We start from the raw sequence: 18427 nt of genomic DNA on the forward strand, positions 1-18427 counted from the left end.
GGCTGGTCACCCCCAGCCGCCACTATGCGGCGACCTGGTGTATCAATAAGGCGCCTGCACCGGCCCCATGCCGACATAGACCGTCTTCAGCTCGGAATAATGCTCCAGCGCCGCCAGCGAATTTTCGCGGCCGAAGCCGGATTGCTTGGAGCCGCCGAAGGGGATTTCGACCGGCGCGAGATTGTAGGCGTTGATCCACAGCGTCCCGGCCTCGAGCTGGTCGACGACGCGGTGGGCGCGGGTGAGATCGGCGGTGAAGACGCCGCCGGACAGGCCGAATTCTGTGTCGTTGGCGCGGGCAATGACCTCCGCCTCGTCATCGAAATCGAGAACGCACATCACCGGCCCGAAGATCTCTTCGCGGGCGATGGTCATGTCGTCGGTGACATCGGCAAAGACGGTCGGCTGTACGTAATAGCCTTCGCCGGAGACATTGTTCGGAATGCCGCCGCCAGCCACCAGCGTCGCGCCTTCGGCCTTGCCCTTCTCGATATAGGACAGCACCTTTTCGCGCTGCGCCCAGGACACCATCGGGCCGACTTGCGTCGCCTCGTCCATGGGGTCGCCGATCAGCATCGCTTCGGTGCGCGCTTTCAGGCGCTTCAGGAATTCAGCCTTGATCTTGCGATTGACGAAAACGCGTGTGCCGTTCGAGCAGACCTGGCCGGTCGAATAGAAATTGCCGAGCATGGCGCCGCCGATGGCGCTGTCGATGTCGGCATCGTCGAAGACGATCAGCGGCGACTTGCCGCCGAGTTCCATGGTGACGTGCTTGAGGCTTCCAGCGGCGGCGGCCGCGACCTTGCGGCCTGTCGGCACAGAGCCGGTCAGCGATACCTTGGCGACGTCGGGATGGTTGATCAGCAGCGGTCCGGTCTCGCGGTCGCCCTGGATGACATTGTAGAGCCCCTTCGGAAGACCGGCTTCGATGAGGATCTCGGCGATCTTCAGCGCGCCGAGCGGGGTGTTTTCCGAAGGCTTGAACACCATGGCGTTGCCGGCGACCAGCGCGGGAGCACCCTTCCAGCAGGCGATCTGCTGCGGATAGTTCCAGGCGCCGATGCCGACGCAGACGCCGAGCGGCACGCGCTTGGTATAGGCGAAATCGCCGCCGAGCGGGATATAGGAGCCGTTGAGGCCGGCGGCCGCGATGCCGCCGAAGAATTCGAAGCTATCGGCGCCCGAGGTCGGATCGGCGACGATGGTTTCCTGGATCGGCTTGCCGGTGTCGAGCGTTTCAAGCTCCGAAAGTTCGCGGTTACGCTCGCGCATGATGTCGGCGGCGCGCTTCAGGATGCGGCCGCGCGCCGTCGGGCTCATCGCCGCCCATTCCGGCTGCGCGCGCTTGGCAGCGGCGATTGCTTGCTCGACGATGGCGGGGGTTGCGGCATGCAGCCGGGCGATCACTTCGCCGGTTGCCGGATAGATGCTTTCAATGACGGTGCCGTCCGTATCCTCGACATATTCGCCGTCGATGAAATGGGAGGCTTTCGGTTGTGCACGCATCATAGGACCCTCAATTCTTCGTAAGACACCATGACATGCTCTTGGAACGCAGGTCGTTCGGTCAGGTTTCGGTAGTAGCGCTCCAGCCGGGGACGGGGAGGACGCGGGATGTCGATGTCGAAATAGCGATAGAGAACGTGGCCGAACTGGATGTCGGCCAGCGTCAGCTTCTCACCTGCAAGGAAACGATGCTGTTCAAGTTGCGTCTCGGCGATGTCGAACTTTTTGCCGAGAAGGGCAAGGGCGGCACTGATGGCTGCGTCGTCACGCAAGGCCCGCGCGGTCCGCACTATGCGCCAGAACACCGGGGCGGTGAAACTCAGCGCCACATTGAGCTTCGCCCATTCCGCCCATTTGTCGATCTGGGCGCGGCGACCAGGTTCTCTTGGCCAAAAGTCCTCATCCGCATATTGCTCGGCGAGATAGCGCAGAATGGCGCCTGTTTCCCACAGCGGCTCGCCGTCACCGTCACGCAAGACAGGCACGGTGCCGTTCGGGTTCATCGCCAGGAATTCCGGCGTATCGTTGACGCCATAGGTGAAGCCCGCGTCGATGCGCTCATGGCGAAGGCCAAGCTCGCCGATACACCACATCAGCGCCTGTACGTTGGATGACGATTTCCGGCCCCATATGGTCAGCATTCTATCGGCCTCCCAGTGCGTTCAGGTGCATCGTCAGATAATCTTCGGTGAGCGCGATCGACCCTTCGATGCTGATCGGCGCCGACCGCAGGCTCTGGCGGATATAGAGCCCGTCGATCATGGCGGCGGCACCCTCGGCAATGCGCTCGGCATCATCAGAGGGGCATAGCGCCTTCAGATTTGCGAGCAGGTTCGAGCGCAGCCGCCGGGCATAGATGACGAGGAAGCGGCGGGTCTCTTCGGACCGCTGCGCTTCGGCATAGAAGGCGAGCCAGGCTGCAATCGTCTCCGGCGCGAATTGATCTGCGTGGAAGCTGACATGGATGACGGCGGACAGTTTTTCCCGCGGCGTCTTTGCGGCTCTCATCGCCGTCACTGTGCTGTCGCGCAGCCGCTGTAGGTGATGACGGACGGTCTCTATCAGCAACTGTTCCTTGCTGCCGAAGTAGTGATGGGCAAGCGCCGGGGAAACGCCGGCCTGCTTGGCGATTTCGGACATGGTGACGGTCAGCGAGCCGTGATCGCCGATCACGCGCATCGCCGCGTCCACAAGCGCCTTGCGGCGCACCGGTTCCATTCCGACTTTCGGCATCATTTACCCCTGAGATTGCCGCAGTGTATTTTTGATTGACTGATCAATCAATAAAAAAATCACTTGGCGGCTGGGTATGGGCTGAAAATCCGCGACCCCTTTCCGAGTTGCATTTCTGTGCCATACTCTTGAGGAGGAGGAGGTACAGTCATGGTCAATGTTCTGGATGAGGTTCCCCCGTCTGCAATGCGCGAAAAATGGGGGTGGTTTGTAGCGCTTGGTGTATTTCTGCTCGTTTGCGGCGCCATCGCCTTCGGCAATCTTTTCGTTGCCACCGTCGCATCGGTTTATTATGTCGGCATGCTGATGCTGATCGGCGGCATCATCCATCTTGCGCATGCCTTTCAGGTGCGGGGATGGGAGCATATCCTGTTCTGGATATTGAGCGGCCTGCTCTATACGCTCGCCGGCATTCTTGCCTTTGCCAATCCCTTGCTCGCCTCGGAAGCGCTGACGCTCTTTCTGGCCATTGCACTGCTGATCGCCGGTACATTTCGCGTCTGGGTCGGCCGCAAGCTGAAGCCGGAGCGGGGCTGGGTCTGGATCGTCATCGGCGGCGTGGTCACCGCGCTTGCCGGCATTGCCATTGCGCTCGGCTGGCCGGTCAACAGCCTCTGGGTTCTCGGCCTTTTCCTCGCGGTTGACCTGACGTTCCAGGGCTGGACGCTAATGGCTTTCGGCTTTGCGCTCAGGCGATAGAAGCGCGTACAACCGGCGGTAACGAAGTGCGACTTTTTGACAAGAGGCGTGAGCGGGATTACCCTCTAGAGGCTGTCATGCGGAATGGAGCGGCACTGAACGACAGAGTACTCGGTGCCATAGTCGAGAGCATGCGTGTTTATGGAGACGCGCCCTGAAGGCTCCGGCTACACATCTGGAGCGGGTCTCCAGCGAAAAATTCTGCTTAAGAACTACAAGGGAGGAATATCATGCCGATGGTAACGGTTTCCATCTCTCCGCTTCAGGCTGCCGGCATCCGAGCGGCCGTCGATACAGGTACTTATGCATCGAGCAGTGAGGTCGTGCGCGAGGCTTTGCGCATGTGGGATGCCGCGCGCAAGCGTGGTGAGATCTGCGATGTGCCGCGTGCGGCCAATGATCCGGATGGCGCGGTAAAGAGCAGCCGATGCGTTGCCGACATGTTCGCCGATTACGAGGCGGAAACACACCGGCATAACTGAGCGTCAAGGACTTCGCATCTTGCGAAGCCGGTGTCGCCGATTCCCGGATCGTGGCGGCAGTACTTATGGTTAACGTTCTTTTACCATTCACGAAACTTTCACATAGGGGAAAGGTTTCGTTGACGCCTGTGGCCCATCTTGGGCCGAAAACGCGATAAATCCAAAGTTTACTCAAAAACTTAGATCAAAAATTCTTTAGTGGAGATGGGCATGTCCCTGACTGCCGCCGTCGAGCCTGGCGTATTGCGCCGGTATGCCAGCGACCAGATTGTCACGCTCGCCAAACTCGTGATCGAAAATGCCTTCCAGCCGATCGTCGAAGCCGGCACGGGCACGGTCTTCGGCTACGAAGCCTTGATGCGCGGGCAGGAGCGGATCGGTTTCGACAGCCCGATCGAAATTCTCGATGAGGCCGAGCGTAGCGGCCAGCTCCTGGGGCTGGAGCAGATGGTGACGAGCCGGGCAGTGGCGAAATTCGCGACGCTCCCCAATGCTGGCACCGCAACCCTTTTCCTCAATCTCGATGTCCGCCTGATCCCACAGGGCGACGTTCTGGTCGATGGTCTGCTGCAGTATATGAAGAAGGCCGGCATTGCGCCGTCCTCCATCTGCTTCGAACTCTCCGAGCGCTTCGACAATACCAGCGTGCCGGAGTTTTCCGATCTGGTCGCCAAGATGCGGGATGCCGGTTTCAAGCTGGCGATCGATGATTTCGGCGTCGGTCATGGCGAAATGAAGCTCCTGGCCGACTATCCTGTCGATTATCTCAAGATCGACCGGCATTTCGTCGCCAATATCGATCGCAACGCCCGCAAGCGGCACATCTTAAGAAACATCGTCAATATCGCCCATGTCCTCGGCACCCGCGTCATCGCCGAGGGGATCGAGACCGAGGCGGAGTTTTTGACCTGCCGCGAATTCGGCGTCGATCTCGTCCAGGGCTGGTTCATCGCCCGCCCGACGATGCTGGTCAACGAGCTGAAGCCCGCCTTTCCGCATCTGCAGGATCTCGGCAAGAGGGCGCGCAACAGCCAATCGCTGGACGAGGTTCTCATTCGCAAGCAGATCGAGGTGCTGCCGACCATCGGCGAGAACGACAGCATCGACAGCGTTTTCGAACTCTTCCGCCGCAATCCGCGTCGCGCCTATTTCCCCGTCGTCAATGCCAATGGCGAACCGCGCGGCATCATCCACGAGTACCAGCTCAAGGAATATATTTACCAGCCCTTCGGCCGCGACCTCCTGAAGAACAAGGTCTATGAACGCTCGATTTCCCATTTCGTCGAGATGGCGCCGATCGTCGGCCTGGATTCCGACGCCGACACGCTAATGGCGATCTTCGCCAATATGGAAAGCAGCGATTGCCTGATCGTCACCGAGGGCACGCATTATGCCGGCATCGTCTCGGCCGCCTCGCTGATCAAGGTCATCAACGAAAAGCAGCTCAAGGTCGCTCAGGATCAGAACCCGCTCACCGGCCTGCCGGGCAACCGCGCCATTCATGATTTCATGCAGAGCACCGGCCGCGATGGCGATGAGGTCAGGCACTTTTGCTATTGCGACTTCGACAATTTCAAGCCGTTCAACGATGCCTACGGCTTCCATCTTGGTGACCACGCCATCTCGCTATTCGCCGCTCTGATGCGGCGTTATTTCTTCGCCGAGCGCCATTTCCTCGGTCATGTCGGCGGCGATGATTTCTTCATCGGCGTCTCCGGCTGGACTGTGGAAGAGCTGCGTGAAATCCTCGACAGGCTGCTTGCCGATTTCCACGCCGATGTGCTGGAGTTCTATTCGCCCGAGGATCGCACCGCCGGCCGTATCCGTGGTCATGACCGCAGCGGCGCCGAGGCCATGTTCCCGTTGATGCGTTGCTCCATCGGCATTCTCGAGCTGCCCGAGGGGCTGGTCATCGACGATATCAACCGCGTCAGCACCTCGATCGCCGGCATCAAGGCAAGGGCGAAGGAGAGCGAAATCGGCATTTCGTTCCTGAGCCTGGGCGAGACGAATTGACGCCCTCCAATACCAGCTTCTTTTCAAGCCGCATGCGCTAAACTATCTCCATTGCTTTGCTGGGATGAGGAGAGTCGAGCTATGCGCTTGCCGTCTGAAATGCGTTTTGTGGATTTGCCGTCCTTCGGTGCGCCCGAGGTCATGACCATCGCCCGCAAGCCTCTGCCGGTGTTGAAAGATGGCGAGATCCTCGTTCGGGTCGAGGCGGCCGGCGTCAACCGGCCAGATGTGGCGCAACGGCAGGGTATCTATCCTCCGCCGAAGGATGCCAGCCCCATACTCGGGTTGGAAGTTGCCGGCGAAGTCGTCGATGTCGCGCGCGGCGTCACGGAATTTGCCATCGGCAACAAGGTCTGCGGTCTCGCCAACGGCGGTGCCTATGCCGAATATTGCGTTCTCCCGGCCAGCCAGGCTTTGCGGTTTCCGAACGGCTATGATGCCGTTCGCGCGGCGGCGTTGCCGGAGACGTTCTTCACCGTCTGGGCCAACCTTTTCCAGATGGCCGGTCTCACCGAGGGCGAGAGCGTCTTGATCCATGGCGGCTCCAGCGGCATCGGCACGACGGCGATCCAGCTTGCCCATGCTTTCGGCGCCACGGTCTACGCCACCGCTGGCTCGAAGGAGAAATGCGAGGCCTGTGAGAAGCTCGGCGCGAAGCGGGCGATCAACTATAAGGACGAAGATTTCGCCGAGGTGATCAAGGCAGAAACCGGCCACGGTGTCGATATCATCCTCGACATGATCGGTGCTGCCTATTTCGAAAAGAACCTGGCCTCGCTCGCCAAGGACGGTTGCCTGTCGATTATCGCCTTCCTCGGTGGCTCGGTGGCCGAAAAGGCCAATCTGCAGCCGATCATGGTCAAGCGCCTGACGGTGACGGGATCAACCATGCGTCCGCGCACAGCGGAAGAGAAACGCGCCATCCGCGACGACCTCCTGTCGCAGGTCTGGCCGCTGCTCGACGAGGGCAGGATTGCCCCCGTCATCTACAAGACCTTCGCCTTTGACGACGTCATCGACGCGCATCGGCTGATGGAGACCAGCAATCACATCGGCAAGATCATGCTGAAGCTGGCTTGAGAGTGAACGACATGGCGATGGCGACGAGGCCGGGCAGGGCCATCAGCGTATAGAGCCATGTCGCCGCCGACAGGCTGCCGGCGATGCCGCCGGGATGGGCGAGCCCGGCACTGTTGACGATGACGCCTGCGAGCGCTGCGCCGAAGGCGCCGCCGAGCGATTGGACCATCGAGATGGCCGCCGAAGCCTTGTCCTGCTCTGTTTGGTCGGCAAGGCTGATGATCCTGGCGATCAGATGTCCCCAGCCAAGACCGACGCCGAAGCCCATCAGGAACATGGAGATGACAGCGGGCGCGAGCCAGATGAGATGGCCGGCCGGATTGTCTCTGGCGACAAAGGGGATCAACGAAGCGGTGGAGACGGTTTCAAGCACGCAGCCGATGATGATCGCAATGACGGCTTGCCGTCCCGAAAACGAGGCACTGAAGAAGGCCGCCACGGTCCAGCCGAGTGCCACCAGCGCGACGAGGTAGCCGGAGGCGAGCGGTGCGACGCCGTGCAGGTTTTGCAGGAAGTAAGGGATGTAGATATCGCTCGTCAGCACCAGCATCATGGTGAACATCATCAGATAGAGCCGGGATATCGGCTTGGCGAGGGTGACGGCGCCCGTTGGCAGGAGCCGGGTCTGCCCCTTGCTCTCGAAGATCAACATTGCTGCGATGAAAGCGACAGATAGGCCGATCAGCAGGATCTTGTAGGATTCATGATCGCTTGTGCTCGCAAAACTCGTTAGCAGGACTGCCGTGAGCAGAAGTGCGATCTGGACCAGCGGCGTTTTCCCCTCCGCGCGATCGTCCTTGACCTTCGGCAGCAGCCATCGCGCCGACAGGGCCATGAGACCGGCCACAGGCACGAGAATAATGAAGGCCTCGCGCCATGCATGACCGGCGGAGAACATTCCGCCGAGCGTTGGCCCGAGCACCGTGGCGACGCCCCATATTGCCGCATACAGCGTGGAGGCCTTGCGCCACATCGGCTCGGGATAAACGAAGCGAATAAAGGCATAGGCAAGGCCTGCGAGCATGCCGACGCCGTAACCTTGTACAGCGCGGCCGGCCAGCACGACATGCATCGTGGGTGCGATGGCACAGATCAGGTTTCCGGCGCCGAATATCAGCGCCGCCGCAACATAGACCGCGCGCAGGCCCATGCCTCTCGGCCGTGTCGCAACGGTGATCGAGCCGAGCACGCCGGCCGCAACGAAAAGCGTCGTCATCCAGGAAAACAGCTCTAGGCCGCCGATGTCTCGAACGATAGACGGCGTGAGCGTCGCGGTGATGTAGGATTCGACGGCATAGAGGGTGACGCCGCCACCGAGCATCAATGTCGCGGGGAGGAGCCGGGGTGAGAAGAGAGTGAAGATGGAGTCGGACGTATCTGCGTGGTCGATGCTGGACATCGGATGTTCCTCGGTGTTTTCCCTGGCGAATAATTATTTTCCAAGTTATAGATTGGAAAATTACATCGCCGTGGAATTAAAACAAGAGAAAACTTGGAAAAATGCGCCAGTCGCCTGTCAACCGAATCCTGATCCTGTTGAAAACCGAAGGTCCGCAGCTTGCAGCAGCCCTCGGCAGCGCGCTTGGCATATCGTCGGAAGCGGTGCGCCAGCAGTTGACGAAGATGGCGGAGGAGGGGTTGGTCGAGCCGGTGACGGAGGCGTCCTCGGGCAGGGGCAGGCCGCGACAGCTCTGGCATCTGACGGCAGCCGGCAACCGGCAGTTTCCCGACGGCCATGCTGACCTCACCGCGACGCTTCTGGCGACCATGGCCGACCAGCTTGGGCAGGGGGCGGTCGACGCGGTGATTTCAGCCCGCGAGGTGGAGACACTGAAGCGTTACCGCAGCGAAATCGACATCGGCTCCGACCTGCCTTCGCGTGTTGCCACGCTTGCGGCCATCCGCACGCGCGAAGGCTACATGGCCGATCATTGGTTGGAGGAGGACGGCTCCGTCATCCTGGTGGAAAATCACTGCCCCATCTGTTCAGCCGCAAGCGTCTGCGCCGGCTTCTGTCGGTCGGAGCTCGAGACGTTTCGTGAGGCGCTGGCGGCAAGCGTGGAGCGGGAGGAGCATATTCTGCTCGGGGCGCGGCGTTGTGCGTACAGGATTCGAGCTGCTGTCTGAAGGAGGGGCACGGTCAGTTTCAAGCCGAGAGCCCGAATGACGCCCATCTGCACCAACTTTGTAACCAGATAGCCGCTGCCACTATATGCCGATTGGCAACCCTCCCAGCAGCGACTAACAATACCTCATCCCGCAAATCAAAGAGCGCTTTCCATCATGTCCAATCCTGTCTGCGTCGAAGTCACCCGTGGAAATCTCGTTGAGAGCCGTCATCGTGGATCGGTCGCCGCGGTCGATGGCGACGGGAAGCTGGTTTTCTCACTTGGCGATATCGAAAACGGCGTGTTTCCGCGTTCCGCCTGTAAGGCGATGCAGGCTTTGCCACTGGTCGAAAGCGGCGCGGCGGATGCCTATGGCTTCGGTAATAAGGAGCTGGCGCTGGCCTGCTCTTCGCATAATGGCGAGGACGAGCATGTGGCGCTGGCCGCGTCCATGCTTGCGCGTGCCGGTCGTGATGTGACCACGCTTGAATGCGGCGCGCATTGGTCCTTCGACCAGAAGACGATTATCCATCAGGCGCGCACTCTCGACAAGCCGACGGCGCTGCACAACAACTGTTCGGGCAAGCATTCCGGTTTCATCTGCGCCTGTTCTCATCAAGACATCGATCCCACGGGCTATGTCGGCTACGACCATCCGCTGCAGCAGCAGATCCGCGCGACGATGCAGAGCCTGACGGACACGCCGCTGGGCCATGACAATTGCGGCATCGACGGCTGCGCCATCCCGAGCTACGCCGTGCCGCTCAGGAGCCTGGCGCATGGCTTTGCCAGGATGGCGACCGGTAACGGACTGGAGCCATTGCGCGCCAAGGCGTCTCGCCGCCTGTTCGACGCCTGCATGGCCGAGCCCTTCTATGTCGCCGGCACCGATCGCGCCTGCACGAAGCTGATGCAGATCGCTCCCGGCCGGATTTTCGCCAAGACCGGCGCCGAAGGCGTCTTCTGCGCGGCGATCCCCGAGCAGGGCGTTGCGATTGCCGTCAAATGCGATGATGGCACAACGCGCGCCGCCGAGGCCATGGTGGCGGCCACACTCGCCCGCTTCTTTGAAAAGGGCGGTGATATCAACTCGGGTTTGATGGCCATGGCCAATAAGGCGCTGAACAACTGGAACCGCATTCATGTCGGCGATATCAGGGCGACGACAGTCCTGACGGCTTGATACGGCTTACGCGACGAGGATGCTCACTCCGGCGTCTCGATAGGGTGCGAGACTTCCTTCCGCAACGTTAGACGGCACGATCATGTCCGAAATCGCCGTGATGGGCAGGATGTGGCAGGGCGAGGCGGCATCCAGCTTCTCCTGTGTCGCCAGCACATAGGTTTCCGCCGAACATTGGGTGATATGCCGCTTGATGGCGGCTTCCTCGAAGTCGCCGGTCGAAAGACCGCGGGCGGGATGGATCGCGGTGACCCCGAGGAAGAAGATGTCCGGCCGCACCAGCGAGATCGCCGCCATCGCCACGGCCCCCGTCGCCACCATCGAATGCTTGTAGAGTTTGCCGCCGATCAGGATGACTTCGGCCGTCGGGTGATGCTCCAGTTCGCCTGCGATTGTCGGGCTGTGGGTGACGATAGTGAAGGCGAAGTCCCTGGGGAGGTGGCGGGCGATTTCCGCATTCGTTGTGCCGCCGTCGAGGAACACGGTCTGTCCCGGCCGAACCATCCCCGCCGCATAGGCGCCGAGCTGACGCTTCACCTCCGACGACACGTTTTGCCTCGCCGAGAAATCCGGTAGTTCGGGTGAGAGCGGCAGCGCGCCGCCATGCACGCGCTTCAGCAGCTTTTCCGCCGCCATCTCTCGAAGATCCCTGCGGATCGTGTCCTCTGACAGACCGAGATCGTCCGCGACCGACTTGGCGATCACCTGACCGTCGCGGCGCAGGATATCGAGGATGAGGGTCTTTCGTTGACTGGTGAGCATGCTGCCTGCTTTTGCACGATAATTCATGATATATCGTGAGTTTACCAGAAATGAGTCGACAATCAAGAAATTTAATGCATTTTCGTGCAAATTCCTGCAAGCGGCAGGAGAAAAAGGAGATGTGACATGTTGATCCTGATTGCCGGACCCTATCGCTCCGGAACCGGGGACGATCCCGAAAAGATGGCCGAAAATCTCAAGCGGCTGGAAGAGCCGTCCCATGCGCTGTTCAGGGCAGGGCACTTGCCGATGATCGGCGAATGGGTCGCCCTGCCGGTCTGGCACGCCGCCGGCGGCAAGAGCATCGGTGACGATCTCTATGAGGAAATCTTCCACCCGACCGCCCACCGGCTGCTGCAGCTTTGCGAGGGTGTTTTGAGATTGCCGGGCGAATCCAAGGGCGCGGACAATGATGTTCGCATTGCCCGCGAACGCGGCATTCCCGTCTGGCATCGGCTGGAGGATGTGCCTGGCTGCGCCTAAGGAACTTGCCGCCCATCTTCATGGCATGACGTGCGGGCCTTCGGTTTCCAGCGTCGCGTCATGGGGATGGGCACGCCCTTCCGCATCAATCAAAAGCTTTCATGGCAGGTATCAGTGCCAGCCACTTCCGTATTTGCCCGGATGCCTTTAGCTTTCCTCGGAGTCGAACCGAGGAACAGAATATGCCGACACTCTATTTTGCAACGGGCACCTGTGCGCTCGCAAGCCTGATCGCGCTTGAAGAATCCGGTCTCGCCTACGAAGCCCGGCCCATCAGCTTCGCCAACGGCGAGCAGCGGTCGCCGGAATACCTGGCGATCAATCCCAAGGGTCGCGTTCCCGCGCTGATCACCGACAAGGGCGTCATTACCGAAAATGTAGCGATTCTCGCCTATGTCGCCCAGATCGCCCCGCAGGCAAAGCTGGCGCCGCTCGACAATCCTTTCGAATTCGCCCGCATGCAGGCTTTCAACAGCTATCTCGCTTCGACCGTGCATATCAATCATGCCCATAAGATGCGTGGCCATCGCTGGACTGACGATGCCTCAGCAATCGAGGCGATGAAGGCCAAGGTGCCGCAGACCATGAGCGAGAGCTTTGCCCTGATCGAGGAGACGATGCTGGAAGGCCCGTGGGTCATGGGTGAGCAGTATACCGTCGCAGACGGCTACCTCTTCACCCTGACGCGCTGGCTGCCCGGCGACGGCGTCGATCTGGCCCGCTTCGAAAAGGTCAGTGCTCATCACGCCCGCATGCTGGAACGCCCGGCCGTGCAAAGGGCGCTTGCAGCCCAGCAGAGCTGATCAGATGGTCTCGAAGGCGGCTCGCAGCTTTTTCGGCGCGCGAAACCGCCAGGCTTCGATTAGCCGCAACTGCAGTTCGGCATCGCCGATTTCGGCGATGCGCAGCGGCAGCGACGGCCAGCCGATATAGTGATCCGATTGGAAATAGATCTCCGGTGCCATCTCGATCAGTTGTTCCTTGCGGTCGACGGGCAGGGACAGCACGATGGTTTTGGTGTTCTTGATCGAGGCGAATGCTTTGCCGCCGATTTTCAGCGCCGGCAGGCCGTAATGGGTACTGGTTTCGACGTCGGGCAAGTGGGCTGCTGTTACGAGCCGCAAAAGGCGTTGGAGAATGGCAGCGGTTTCGCCGTTCGGTTTCATGCTGTGCTCGTCAACGCCACAAACAGCACCGCTTTTCTTCAGGCGCATTCATTCGAGCAGGCTTCCCGTCTTTCCATCCGCCGCCCCAGATTTTCCGGCATGAGCGGCAGATCGGCCAGTTCTTCCAGCGACATGGCTTCCAGCACGGGATGACTGAGCGGATCGTCTTCGCGCTCGCGATCCTCGTCCAGCAGGTGATTGAAGAAAAGCTTCAGTATCGACATGACATGCCTCCTCGTCTCTCCGCGAATATGCGCCCATGGGGCATTCAGTGGGTCTGTGGCGGCAGGTTTCAACTCTATGCTGTGATGATCGCGCATTTCGCGCTGAATTTCAATTGAGAATGCCGGGATGCTGATATAGATATTCTATATGAAAAATCTCAACAGCGTTCATCTGAACGGGCTTCGCGCCCTGGAGGCGGTCGGCCGGCTGGGTTCGTTGCAGGCGGCCGCCGATGAGCTTGGCGTGACCATCGGAGCCGTCAGCCAGCAGGTGATCAAGGCGGAGGCGCAGCTGGGCCGGCCTGTCTTCGAACGCACGCCGAGGGGCATGGCGGTGACGGAGGCGGGCATCGCGGTGCTGGCGCGGCTTGGCGAGGGGTTTCAGGCGCTATCGGCGGCGGTGACCGTGGCGCAGTATCGTGACGACAACATTCTCACTATCTCGGTCGCGCCGGTTCTCGCCGCCCGCTGGCTGGTGCATAGGCTCGATCGCTTCGCCAAGCGTCATCCGGATATCCGCCTGCGCATCGACGCCACCACGCAACTGGTCAATCCGGCGACATCGGATGTCGATATCGGCATCCGCGTCGGCAGCGGGCAATGGCCGGGTGTCAAATCCGAGCTGCTGCTCGCGCAGAAGGTCTTTCCCGTCGTCACGCCGCAGATCGCCGCCACGCTCAAGGAGCCGGCGGATCTCTTAAAGGTGCCCGCCGTGATCGACGGGCACGCCATGTTTACCTGGGATGTCTGGCTGAAACAGGTCGGCCTTGCCGGCAGATGCATGGAGGAGCGGCATGTCTTCAACGACGCCTCGCTCTGCCTCGACGCCGCCATGGCCGGCCAGGGCGTGATGCTCGCCTGGCAGACGCTGGCGGCTTATGCGCTGCAACAGCAATGCCTCGTCGATCCCTTCGGCATCCGCGCCAAGACCGGCTTCGGTCACTATTTCATCACGGCCGAAGGCGTGCGGGAAGCCAAGAAGGTGACCGCCTTCAAAGCCTGGATCCGCGAGGAGATGGAAGAAAGCATGAGGCTCTTCCAGTGAGCAGGCCTCAGGCCGGCTCTTTGGCCCGGCCTGCCTGCATCGTCTTGTAAGCGGTGCGCGACTGGCAACGCTCGATCCAGGCCTTCACCTTCGGACGGCTGTCGAACAGGGGCTGCTCCGTCTGTGCGTAGCGCAGCACCTCGGCGGTGTTGAGGTCGGCAACGGTAAAGCGATCCCCGACGAGATAATCCTGGTTCTGAAGATGCTGTTCCAGCACGTCCAGCGGCTTCTTCAGCGAGCGGCAGGCAACCGCGATCCCGGCCTTGCCGGCCTCGCTGCCTTCCAGGCCATTGTCGTAGATCCTGACGAGCGCAACGGAATAGGGCTCCACCTCGGTTGCCGCCCACATGGTCCACATCAAAAGCTGGCCTTCCTCCTCCACCGTCTTGCCGGCAAGCGGGCCGCCATATTTGCGGGCGAGATAGAGGTTGATGGCGAGCGATTCATGCATGACGAGAGCGCCATCCTTGATGCAGGGAATCATGCCCATCGGGTTGATCGCCAGAAACTCCGGCGACGTCGTGTTGAGCGGAGCATCGGTGGCGAGCGGATTCGCGATGCGGCCGGCCTGAATGACCGGCACGGACTTGAACTCGATGCCGAGTTCTTCCGCCATCCAGTAATTGCGCGATGCACGCGAGCGATAGACGCCATAGATTGTCAGCATGTTCCGTCTCCGAAGTGTTTTGGGTGGGGCGAGGGTATTGGCGGCTATTGGCGAAAGGAAGGGGTGTTCGCTGATATCTGGATGAAAGCTTTTGATGGGTGCACGGGACTAAGCACGAAAATATCTGCAAGCCACCCGGAATCTTTGCAAATCATGCTGTCTGCTCACCTCCTTTGTTCGGAAATTAGCCTCCGTGCATGTTAGATTCGACTCATGGTTTTCATCGGATGCGGTAGGAGGCATTCGGCGAAGAAGTCCATGCGCAATTGGTGACTGCGATCTCGGGAGGAGAGCAGATGCTGGCGACGAGCGTATCGCTTGACGACAAATATACCGCAGACGAGGGCCGTGTCTTCATGACCGGCCTGCAGACGCTGGTGCGTCTGCCTATGACCCAGATGCGCCGCGATCGCGCTGCCGGTCTCAACACCGCCGCCTTCATATCCGGCTATCGCGGTTCGCCGCTCGGCGGCTACGATCAGCAGCTTCTAAAAGCCAAGACCTATCTCGACGCGCATGACGTCACCTTCCAGCCTGGCATCAACGAGGACCTCGCGGCCACTGCCGTCTGGGGCACACAGCAAGTTGGTTTATCGCCCGGCGTTCGCAAGGATGGCGTGCTCGGCATCTGGTACGGCAAAGGCCCCGGCGTCGATCGATCGGGCGACGTGCTGAAACATGCCAATGCCGCCGGCACATCGAAGCATGGCGGCGTCCTCTGTTTTGCCGGCGACGATCATTCCGCCAAATCCTCCACCATTCCGCACCAGACCGACCATGATTTCATGTCGGCGGTCATTCCGGTCCTCTATCCCTCGTCCATTCACGAATTCCTCGAATACGGCCTGCTCGGCATCGCCATGTCGCGCTATTCCGGCTGCTGGGTCGGCATGAAGTTTATCGCCGACACCATCGAGACGACGGCCGCCGTCGATCTCTCCGGCGAAAGACGCCAATTCGTGCTGCCCACCGATTTCGAACTGCCGCCCGGTGGCCTGAACCTGCGCTGGCCCGATCCGCCGCTGGTGCAGGACGACCGTCTGCAGACCTACAAAGCCTATGCCGCCATCGCCTTCGCCCGCGCCAATCGCGTCGATGAAGTCACCCATGATGTACCCAACGCCCGCTTCGGCATCATCTCCTCCGGCAAGGCCTATGAGGATGTGCTGCAGGCGCTGCGCGAATTGGAGATCGGCCCGAAGGAAATGGCGGCGATCGGCCTGCGCATCCTCAAGGTCCGCATGCCCTGGCCGCTGGAGCCGGAAGCGGTCAGGCATTTCTCCGAAGGGCTGGACGAGGTGCTGGTCATCGAGGAGCGGCGCGAGATCATCGAAAACCAGATCAAGCAGCAGCTCTTCAACTGGCGCTCCGATGTCCGCCCGCGCATCGTCGGCAAGTTCGACGAGCACGACAAGCCTTATCTCAGCCTGTCGGCGGCACTGACCGTCGGCGCGGTCGCGAGAGCCATTGCCGGCCGCATCGTCAAGCTCGATCTCGATTCCTCATTGCATGATCGCATCGCCGCCAAGCTCACCTACCTCGCCGAGCGCGGTCAGATCAGCCGCACCCATGTCGCACCGGTGAACCGCACGCCGTTCTTCTGCTCCGGCTGTCCGCACAACACCTCGACCCGCGTTCCCGAAGGCAGCCGCGCCATGGCTGGTATCGGTTGCCACTACATGGTCACCTGGATGGACCGCAAGACCGAGACCTTCACGCAGATGGGCGGCGAGGGCGTGCCGTGGACGGCAATCGCCCGTTATACCGACGAGAAGCACATGTTCGCCAATCTCGGCGACGGCACCTATTTCCATTCCGGCATTCTCGCCATCCGCCAGTCCGTCGCCGCCAAGGTCAACATCACCTATAAGCTACTCTATAACGACGCCGTCGCCATGACCGGCGGCCAGCCGATCGACGGCTATCTGACGCCGGAACTCGTCACCCGCCAGCTGCATGGCGAAGGCGTCACGCCGATCTATCTGCTCTCTGAAAGTCCTGAGGCTTATCGGGCATCGGATTTGGCGCCCGGCGTCAAGGTCATGCATCGCGACAATATCGATCAGGTCATGCTGACGCTGCGCGAGACCGAGGGCTGCTCGGCCATCGTCTATGTCCAGACCTGCGCCGCGGAAAAGCGCCGCCGTCGCAGCCGCGGTCTCCTTGAAGACCCGGCCAAGCGCGTCTTCATCAATCCCGCCGTCTGCGAAGGGTGCGGTGATTGCTCGGTGCAGTCCAACTGCATCTCCGTCGAGCCGCTGGAAACCGAATTCGGCCGCAAGCGCCAGATCAACCAGTCGAGCTGCAACAAGGATTTCTCCTGTGTGAAGGGCTTCTGCCCCTCCTTTGTCACCGTCCATGGCGGTAAGCGCCGCAAGCGCAAGGCGCTGGAACATGCCGATGTTGAGGTGCCGATGCCGGAAGTCCCGGCTCTCGGCGAGCGTCCCTGGAATATCGCCATCGCCGGCGTCGGCGGCACCGGCATTCTGACCATCGGCGCCATCCTCGGCATGGCGGCTCATCTCGACGGCAAGGTGCCGATGATCCTTGACATGGCGGGCCTGGCGCAAAAGGGCGGCGCCGTGATGAGCCATTTGCGCATCGGCCACAATCAGGCCGACGTCACCTCGTCGCGCATCGTTAACGGTGGCGCCGACCTGTTGCTTTCCGCCGACGAAGTGGTCGGCGCCTCCAAGGACGCGATCACGCTCTGCTCTTCCGCTCGCACCACCGCCATCGTCAACACCGGCCTGATGCCGGTCGCCGATTTCGTCCGCAACCGCGATTTCGATTTCAAGGTCGGTTCGGTGCAGCATGCGATCGCCAAGACCGTCACCGACAAATCTGTCTTCCTCGATTTCGGCCATGTTGCGAGCGAAGTCACCGGCGACGCCATGTCGACCAATATCCTACTTACTGGTTTCGCCTGGCAGCGCGGCCTGCTGCCGCTGTCGCTGGAGGCGATCGAGAAGGCGATCGAGCTCAATGGTGTGGCGGTCAAGGCCAGCCTCTCCGCTTTCCATTGGGGCCGGCTGCTGGCACATGATCCGCAATCCGTACATGAGATGATGTCCGAGCCGGACGCCAAGAAGACACTGGTGGAGATGAGCCTCGGCGAACTGATCGCCCATCGCAAGGCTCATTTGACCGCCTATCAGAATGCCACCCTTGCCGATCGTTATGACGCTTTCGTCACGCGGACCTCGGCAGCGGCCGCCAAGGCTCAGCTTTCCGACAAGGTGCCTTTCGCCGTTGCCGTCACCTATGCTCGGGTGCTGGCCTATAAGGACGAATATGAAGTGGCGCGGCTTTTGACCGATCCTGCCTTCGAGGCGCATCTGCGTGATGAGATGGAAGGCGATTTCAAGCTGGCGCTCAATCTTGCCCCGCCGATGCTCGCCGGCAAAGACCCGAACGGCCGGCCCAGGAAGCGTGAATTCGGCGCCTGGATCTTGCCGCTGCTGCGCTGGCTCGCGCCGATGAAGCGGCTGCGCGGCACCGCCTTAGATCCCTTCGGCTATATGGCCGAACGTCGGCTCGAGCGCCGGTTGATCGGCGAATATGAAGCAATCGCCGAGCGTGTCCTCAGCCGCCTGCGCGCGGATAATGAAGCAGAGGCCCTTGCTATTCTGTCATTGTTCGATGAGATCAGAGGTTACGGACCGGTCAAGGAGGAGGCCGCCCGGAAGGTCATGGCGCGGATCGCCGAGAAGCTGAAGACCTATGAAATGCCGCAGGAGAAGCAGCACGTTCCCGCCGACGCGGCGTGATGT

18 protein-coding genes are annotated in these 18427 nt (G+C 60.9%); 10 read left to right on the plus strand and 8 right to left on the minus strand.

The features are described 5' to 3' along the window. Window positions 1–42: 42 nt before the first annotated feature. Genes betB through betI form a run of 3 tightly spaced genes read right to left on the minus strand, consistent with a single transcriptional unit; the run spans window position 43 to window position 2739 of the window. On the minus strand, window positions 43–1506 hold the full coding sequence (betB, locus tag RRH01S_RS04080; protein WP_012651092.1) for a betaine-aldehyde dehydrogenase: 1464 nt from the start codon (window positions 1504–1506) through the stop codon (window positions 43–45). Further along, complete coding sequence (locus tag RRH01S_RS04085; protein ID WP_042470093.1) at window positions 1506–2147, minus strand: glutathione S-transferase family protein; 642 nt, start codon at window positions 2145–2147, stop codon at window positions 1506–1508. The genes betB and RRH01S_RS04085 overlap by 1 nt, the downstream gene beginning before the upstream one ends. 1 nt (window position 2148) lies before the next feature. Continuing rightward, window positions 2149–2739: a transcriptional regulator BetI gene (betI, locus tag RRH01S_RS04090; RefSeq protein ID WP_034519580.1), complete on the minus strand. Its 591-nt coding sequence runs from the start codon at window positions 2737–2739 to the stop codon at window positions 2149–2151. A gap of 150 nt (window positions 2740–2889) precedes the next feature. On the opposite strand from betI, the gene RRH01S_RS04095 reads away from it, so the two are divergent. From RRH01S_RS04095 to RRH01S_RS04110, 4 genes are all read left to right on the plus strand, one after another. Then, complete coding sequence (locus RRH01S_RS04095) at window positions 2890–3438, plus strand: HdeD family acid-resistance protein (protein ID WP_007699310.1); 549 nt, start codon at window positions 2890–2892, stop codon at window positions 3436–3438. Between the two features lie 230 nt (window positions 3439–3668). Beyond that, on the plus strand, window positions 3669–3920 hold the full coding sequence (locus tag RRH01S_RS04100; protein WP_007699311.1) for a ribbon-helix-helix domain-containing protein: 252 nt from the start codon (window positions 3669–3671) through the stop codon (window positions 3918–3920). A gap of 210 nt (window positions 3921–4130) precedes the next feature. Next, the gene (locus RRH01S_RS04105) at window positions 4131–5936 is read left to right on the plus strand and encodes a GGDEF domain-containing protein (RefSeq protein ID WP_034519223.1); all 1806 of its coding nucleotides are present in this window, start codon (window positions 4131–4133) and stop codon (window positions 5934–5936) included. An 81-nt stretch (window positions 5937–6017) separates the two neighbouring features. After that, complete coding sequence (locus RRH01S_RS04110) at window positions 6018–7016, plus strand: NAD(P)H-quinone oxidoreductase (RefSeq protein WP_034519222.1); 999 nt, start codon at window positions 6018–6020, stop codon at window positions 7014–7016. Here the strand turns inward: RRH01S_RS04110 and RRH01S_RS04115 are convergent. Continuing rightward, window positions 6997–8415, minus strand: coding sequence for an MFS transporter (locus tag RRH01S_RS04115; protein ID WP_034519221.1), 1419 nt, complete (start codon window positions 8413–8415; stop codon window positions 6997–6999). The genes RRH01S_RS04110 and RRH01S_RS04115 overlap by 20 nt on opposite strands. Before the next feature lie 101 nt (window positions 8416–8516). Here RRH01S_RS04115 and RRH01S_RS04120 point away from each other — a divergent pair, with 101 nt between their 5' ends. Continuing rightward, a complete protein-coding gene (locus RRH01S_RS04120) occupies window positions 8517–9143 on the plus strand; it encodes a helix-turn-helix transcriptional regulator (RefSeq protein WP_034519219.1) in 627 nt (208 codons plus the stop codon). A gap of 156 nt (window positions 9144–9299) precedes the next feature. Further along, a complete protein-coding gene (locus RRH01S_RS04125) occupies window positions 9300–10307 on the plus strand; it encodes an asparaginase (RefSeq protein ID WP_007699325.1) in 1008 nt (335 codons plus the stop codon). Between the two features lie 6 nt (window positions 10308–10313). Here the strand turns inward: RRH01S_RS04125 and RRH01S_RS04130 are convergent, their stop codons facing one another. Continuing rightward, window positions 10314–11069: a DeoR/GlpR family DNA-binding transcription regulator gene (locus RRH01S_RS04130; RefSeq protein ID WP_012651099.1), complete on the minus strand. Its 756-nt coding sequence runs from the start codon at window positions 11067–11069 to the stop codon at window positions 10314–10316. A gap of 126 nt (window positions 11070–11195) precedes the next feature. Here RRH01S_RS04130 and RRH01S_RS04135 point away from each other — a divergent pair, with 126 nt between their 5' ends. Together RRH01S_RS04135 and RRH01S_RS04140 are read left to right on the plus strand one after the other, a co-directional pair. After that, window positions 11196–11552 (plus strand): hypothetical protein, encoded by a 357-nt coding sequence (locus RRH01S_RS04135; protein ID WP_007699330.1) that lies wholly within the window; start codon window positions 11196–11198, stop codon window positions 11550–11552. 182 nt (window positions 11553–11734) lie between these two features. Further along, entirely contained in the window at window positions 11735–12355 is a 621-nt protein-coding gene (locus RRH01S_RS04140) for a glutathione S-transferase family protein (RefSeq protein WP_007699333.1), read from the plus strand. Here RRH01S_RS04140 and RRH01S_RS04145 read toward each other — a convergent pair whose 3' ends face one another. Continuing rightward, entirely contained in the window at window positions 12356–12718 is a 363-nt protein-coding gene (locus RRH01S_RS04145; RefSeq protein ID WP_034519576.1) for an MmcQ/YjbR family DNA-binding protein, read from the minus strand. 38 nt (window positions 12719–12756) lie between these two features. Beyond that, the gene (locus RRH01S_RS04150; protein WP_034519218.1) at window positions 12757–12942 is read right to left on the minus strand and encodes a hypothetical protein; all 186 of its coding nucleotides are present in this window, start codon (window positions 12940–12942) and stop codon (window positions 12757–12759) included. Window positions 12943–13090: 148 nt separating this feature from the next. On the opposite strand from RRH01S_RS04150, the gene RRH01S_RS04155 reads away from it, so the two are divergent. After that, complete coding sequence (locus tag RRH01S_RS04155; RefSeq protein ID WP_034519215.1) at window positions 13091–13987, plus strand: LysR substrate-binding domain-containing protein; 897 nt, start codon at window positions 13091–13093, stop codon at window positions 13985–13987. 7 nt (window positions 13988–13994) lie between these two features. Here the strand turns inward: RRH01S_RS04155 and RRH01S_RS04160 are convergent, their stop codons facing one another. Then, entirely contained in the window at window positions 13995–14654 is a 660-nt protein-coding gene (locus RRH01S_RS04160; protein ID WP_012651102.1) for a glutathione S-transferase family protein, read from the minus strand. A gap of 269 nt (window positions 14655–14923) precedes the next feature. Here RRH01S_RS04160 and RRH01S_RS04165 point away from each other — a divergent pair, with 269 nt between their 5' ends. Then, on the plus strand, window positions 14924–18424 hold the full coding sequence (locus RRH01S_RS04165) for an indolepyruvate ferredoxin oxidoreductase family protein (protein WP_256367189.1): 3501 nt from the start codon (window positions 14924–14926) through the stop codon (window positions 18422–18424). Window positions 18425–18427 lie beyond the last annotated feature (3 nt).

It is taken from the genome of Rhizobium rhizogenes NBRC 13257 (assembly GCF_000696095.1).
In the GTDB taxonomy this organism is placed as follows: Bacteria; Pseudomonadota; Alphaproteobacteria; order Rhizobiales; family Rhizobiaceae; genus Rhizobium; species Rhizobium rhizogenes.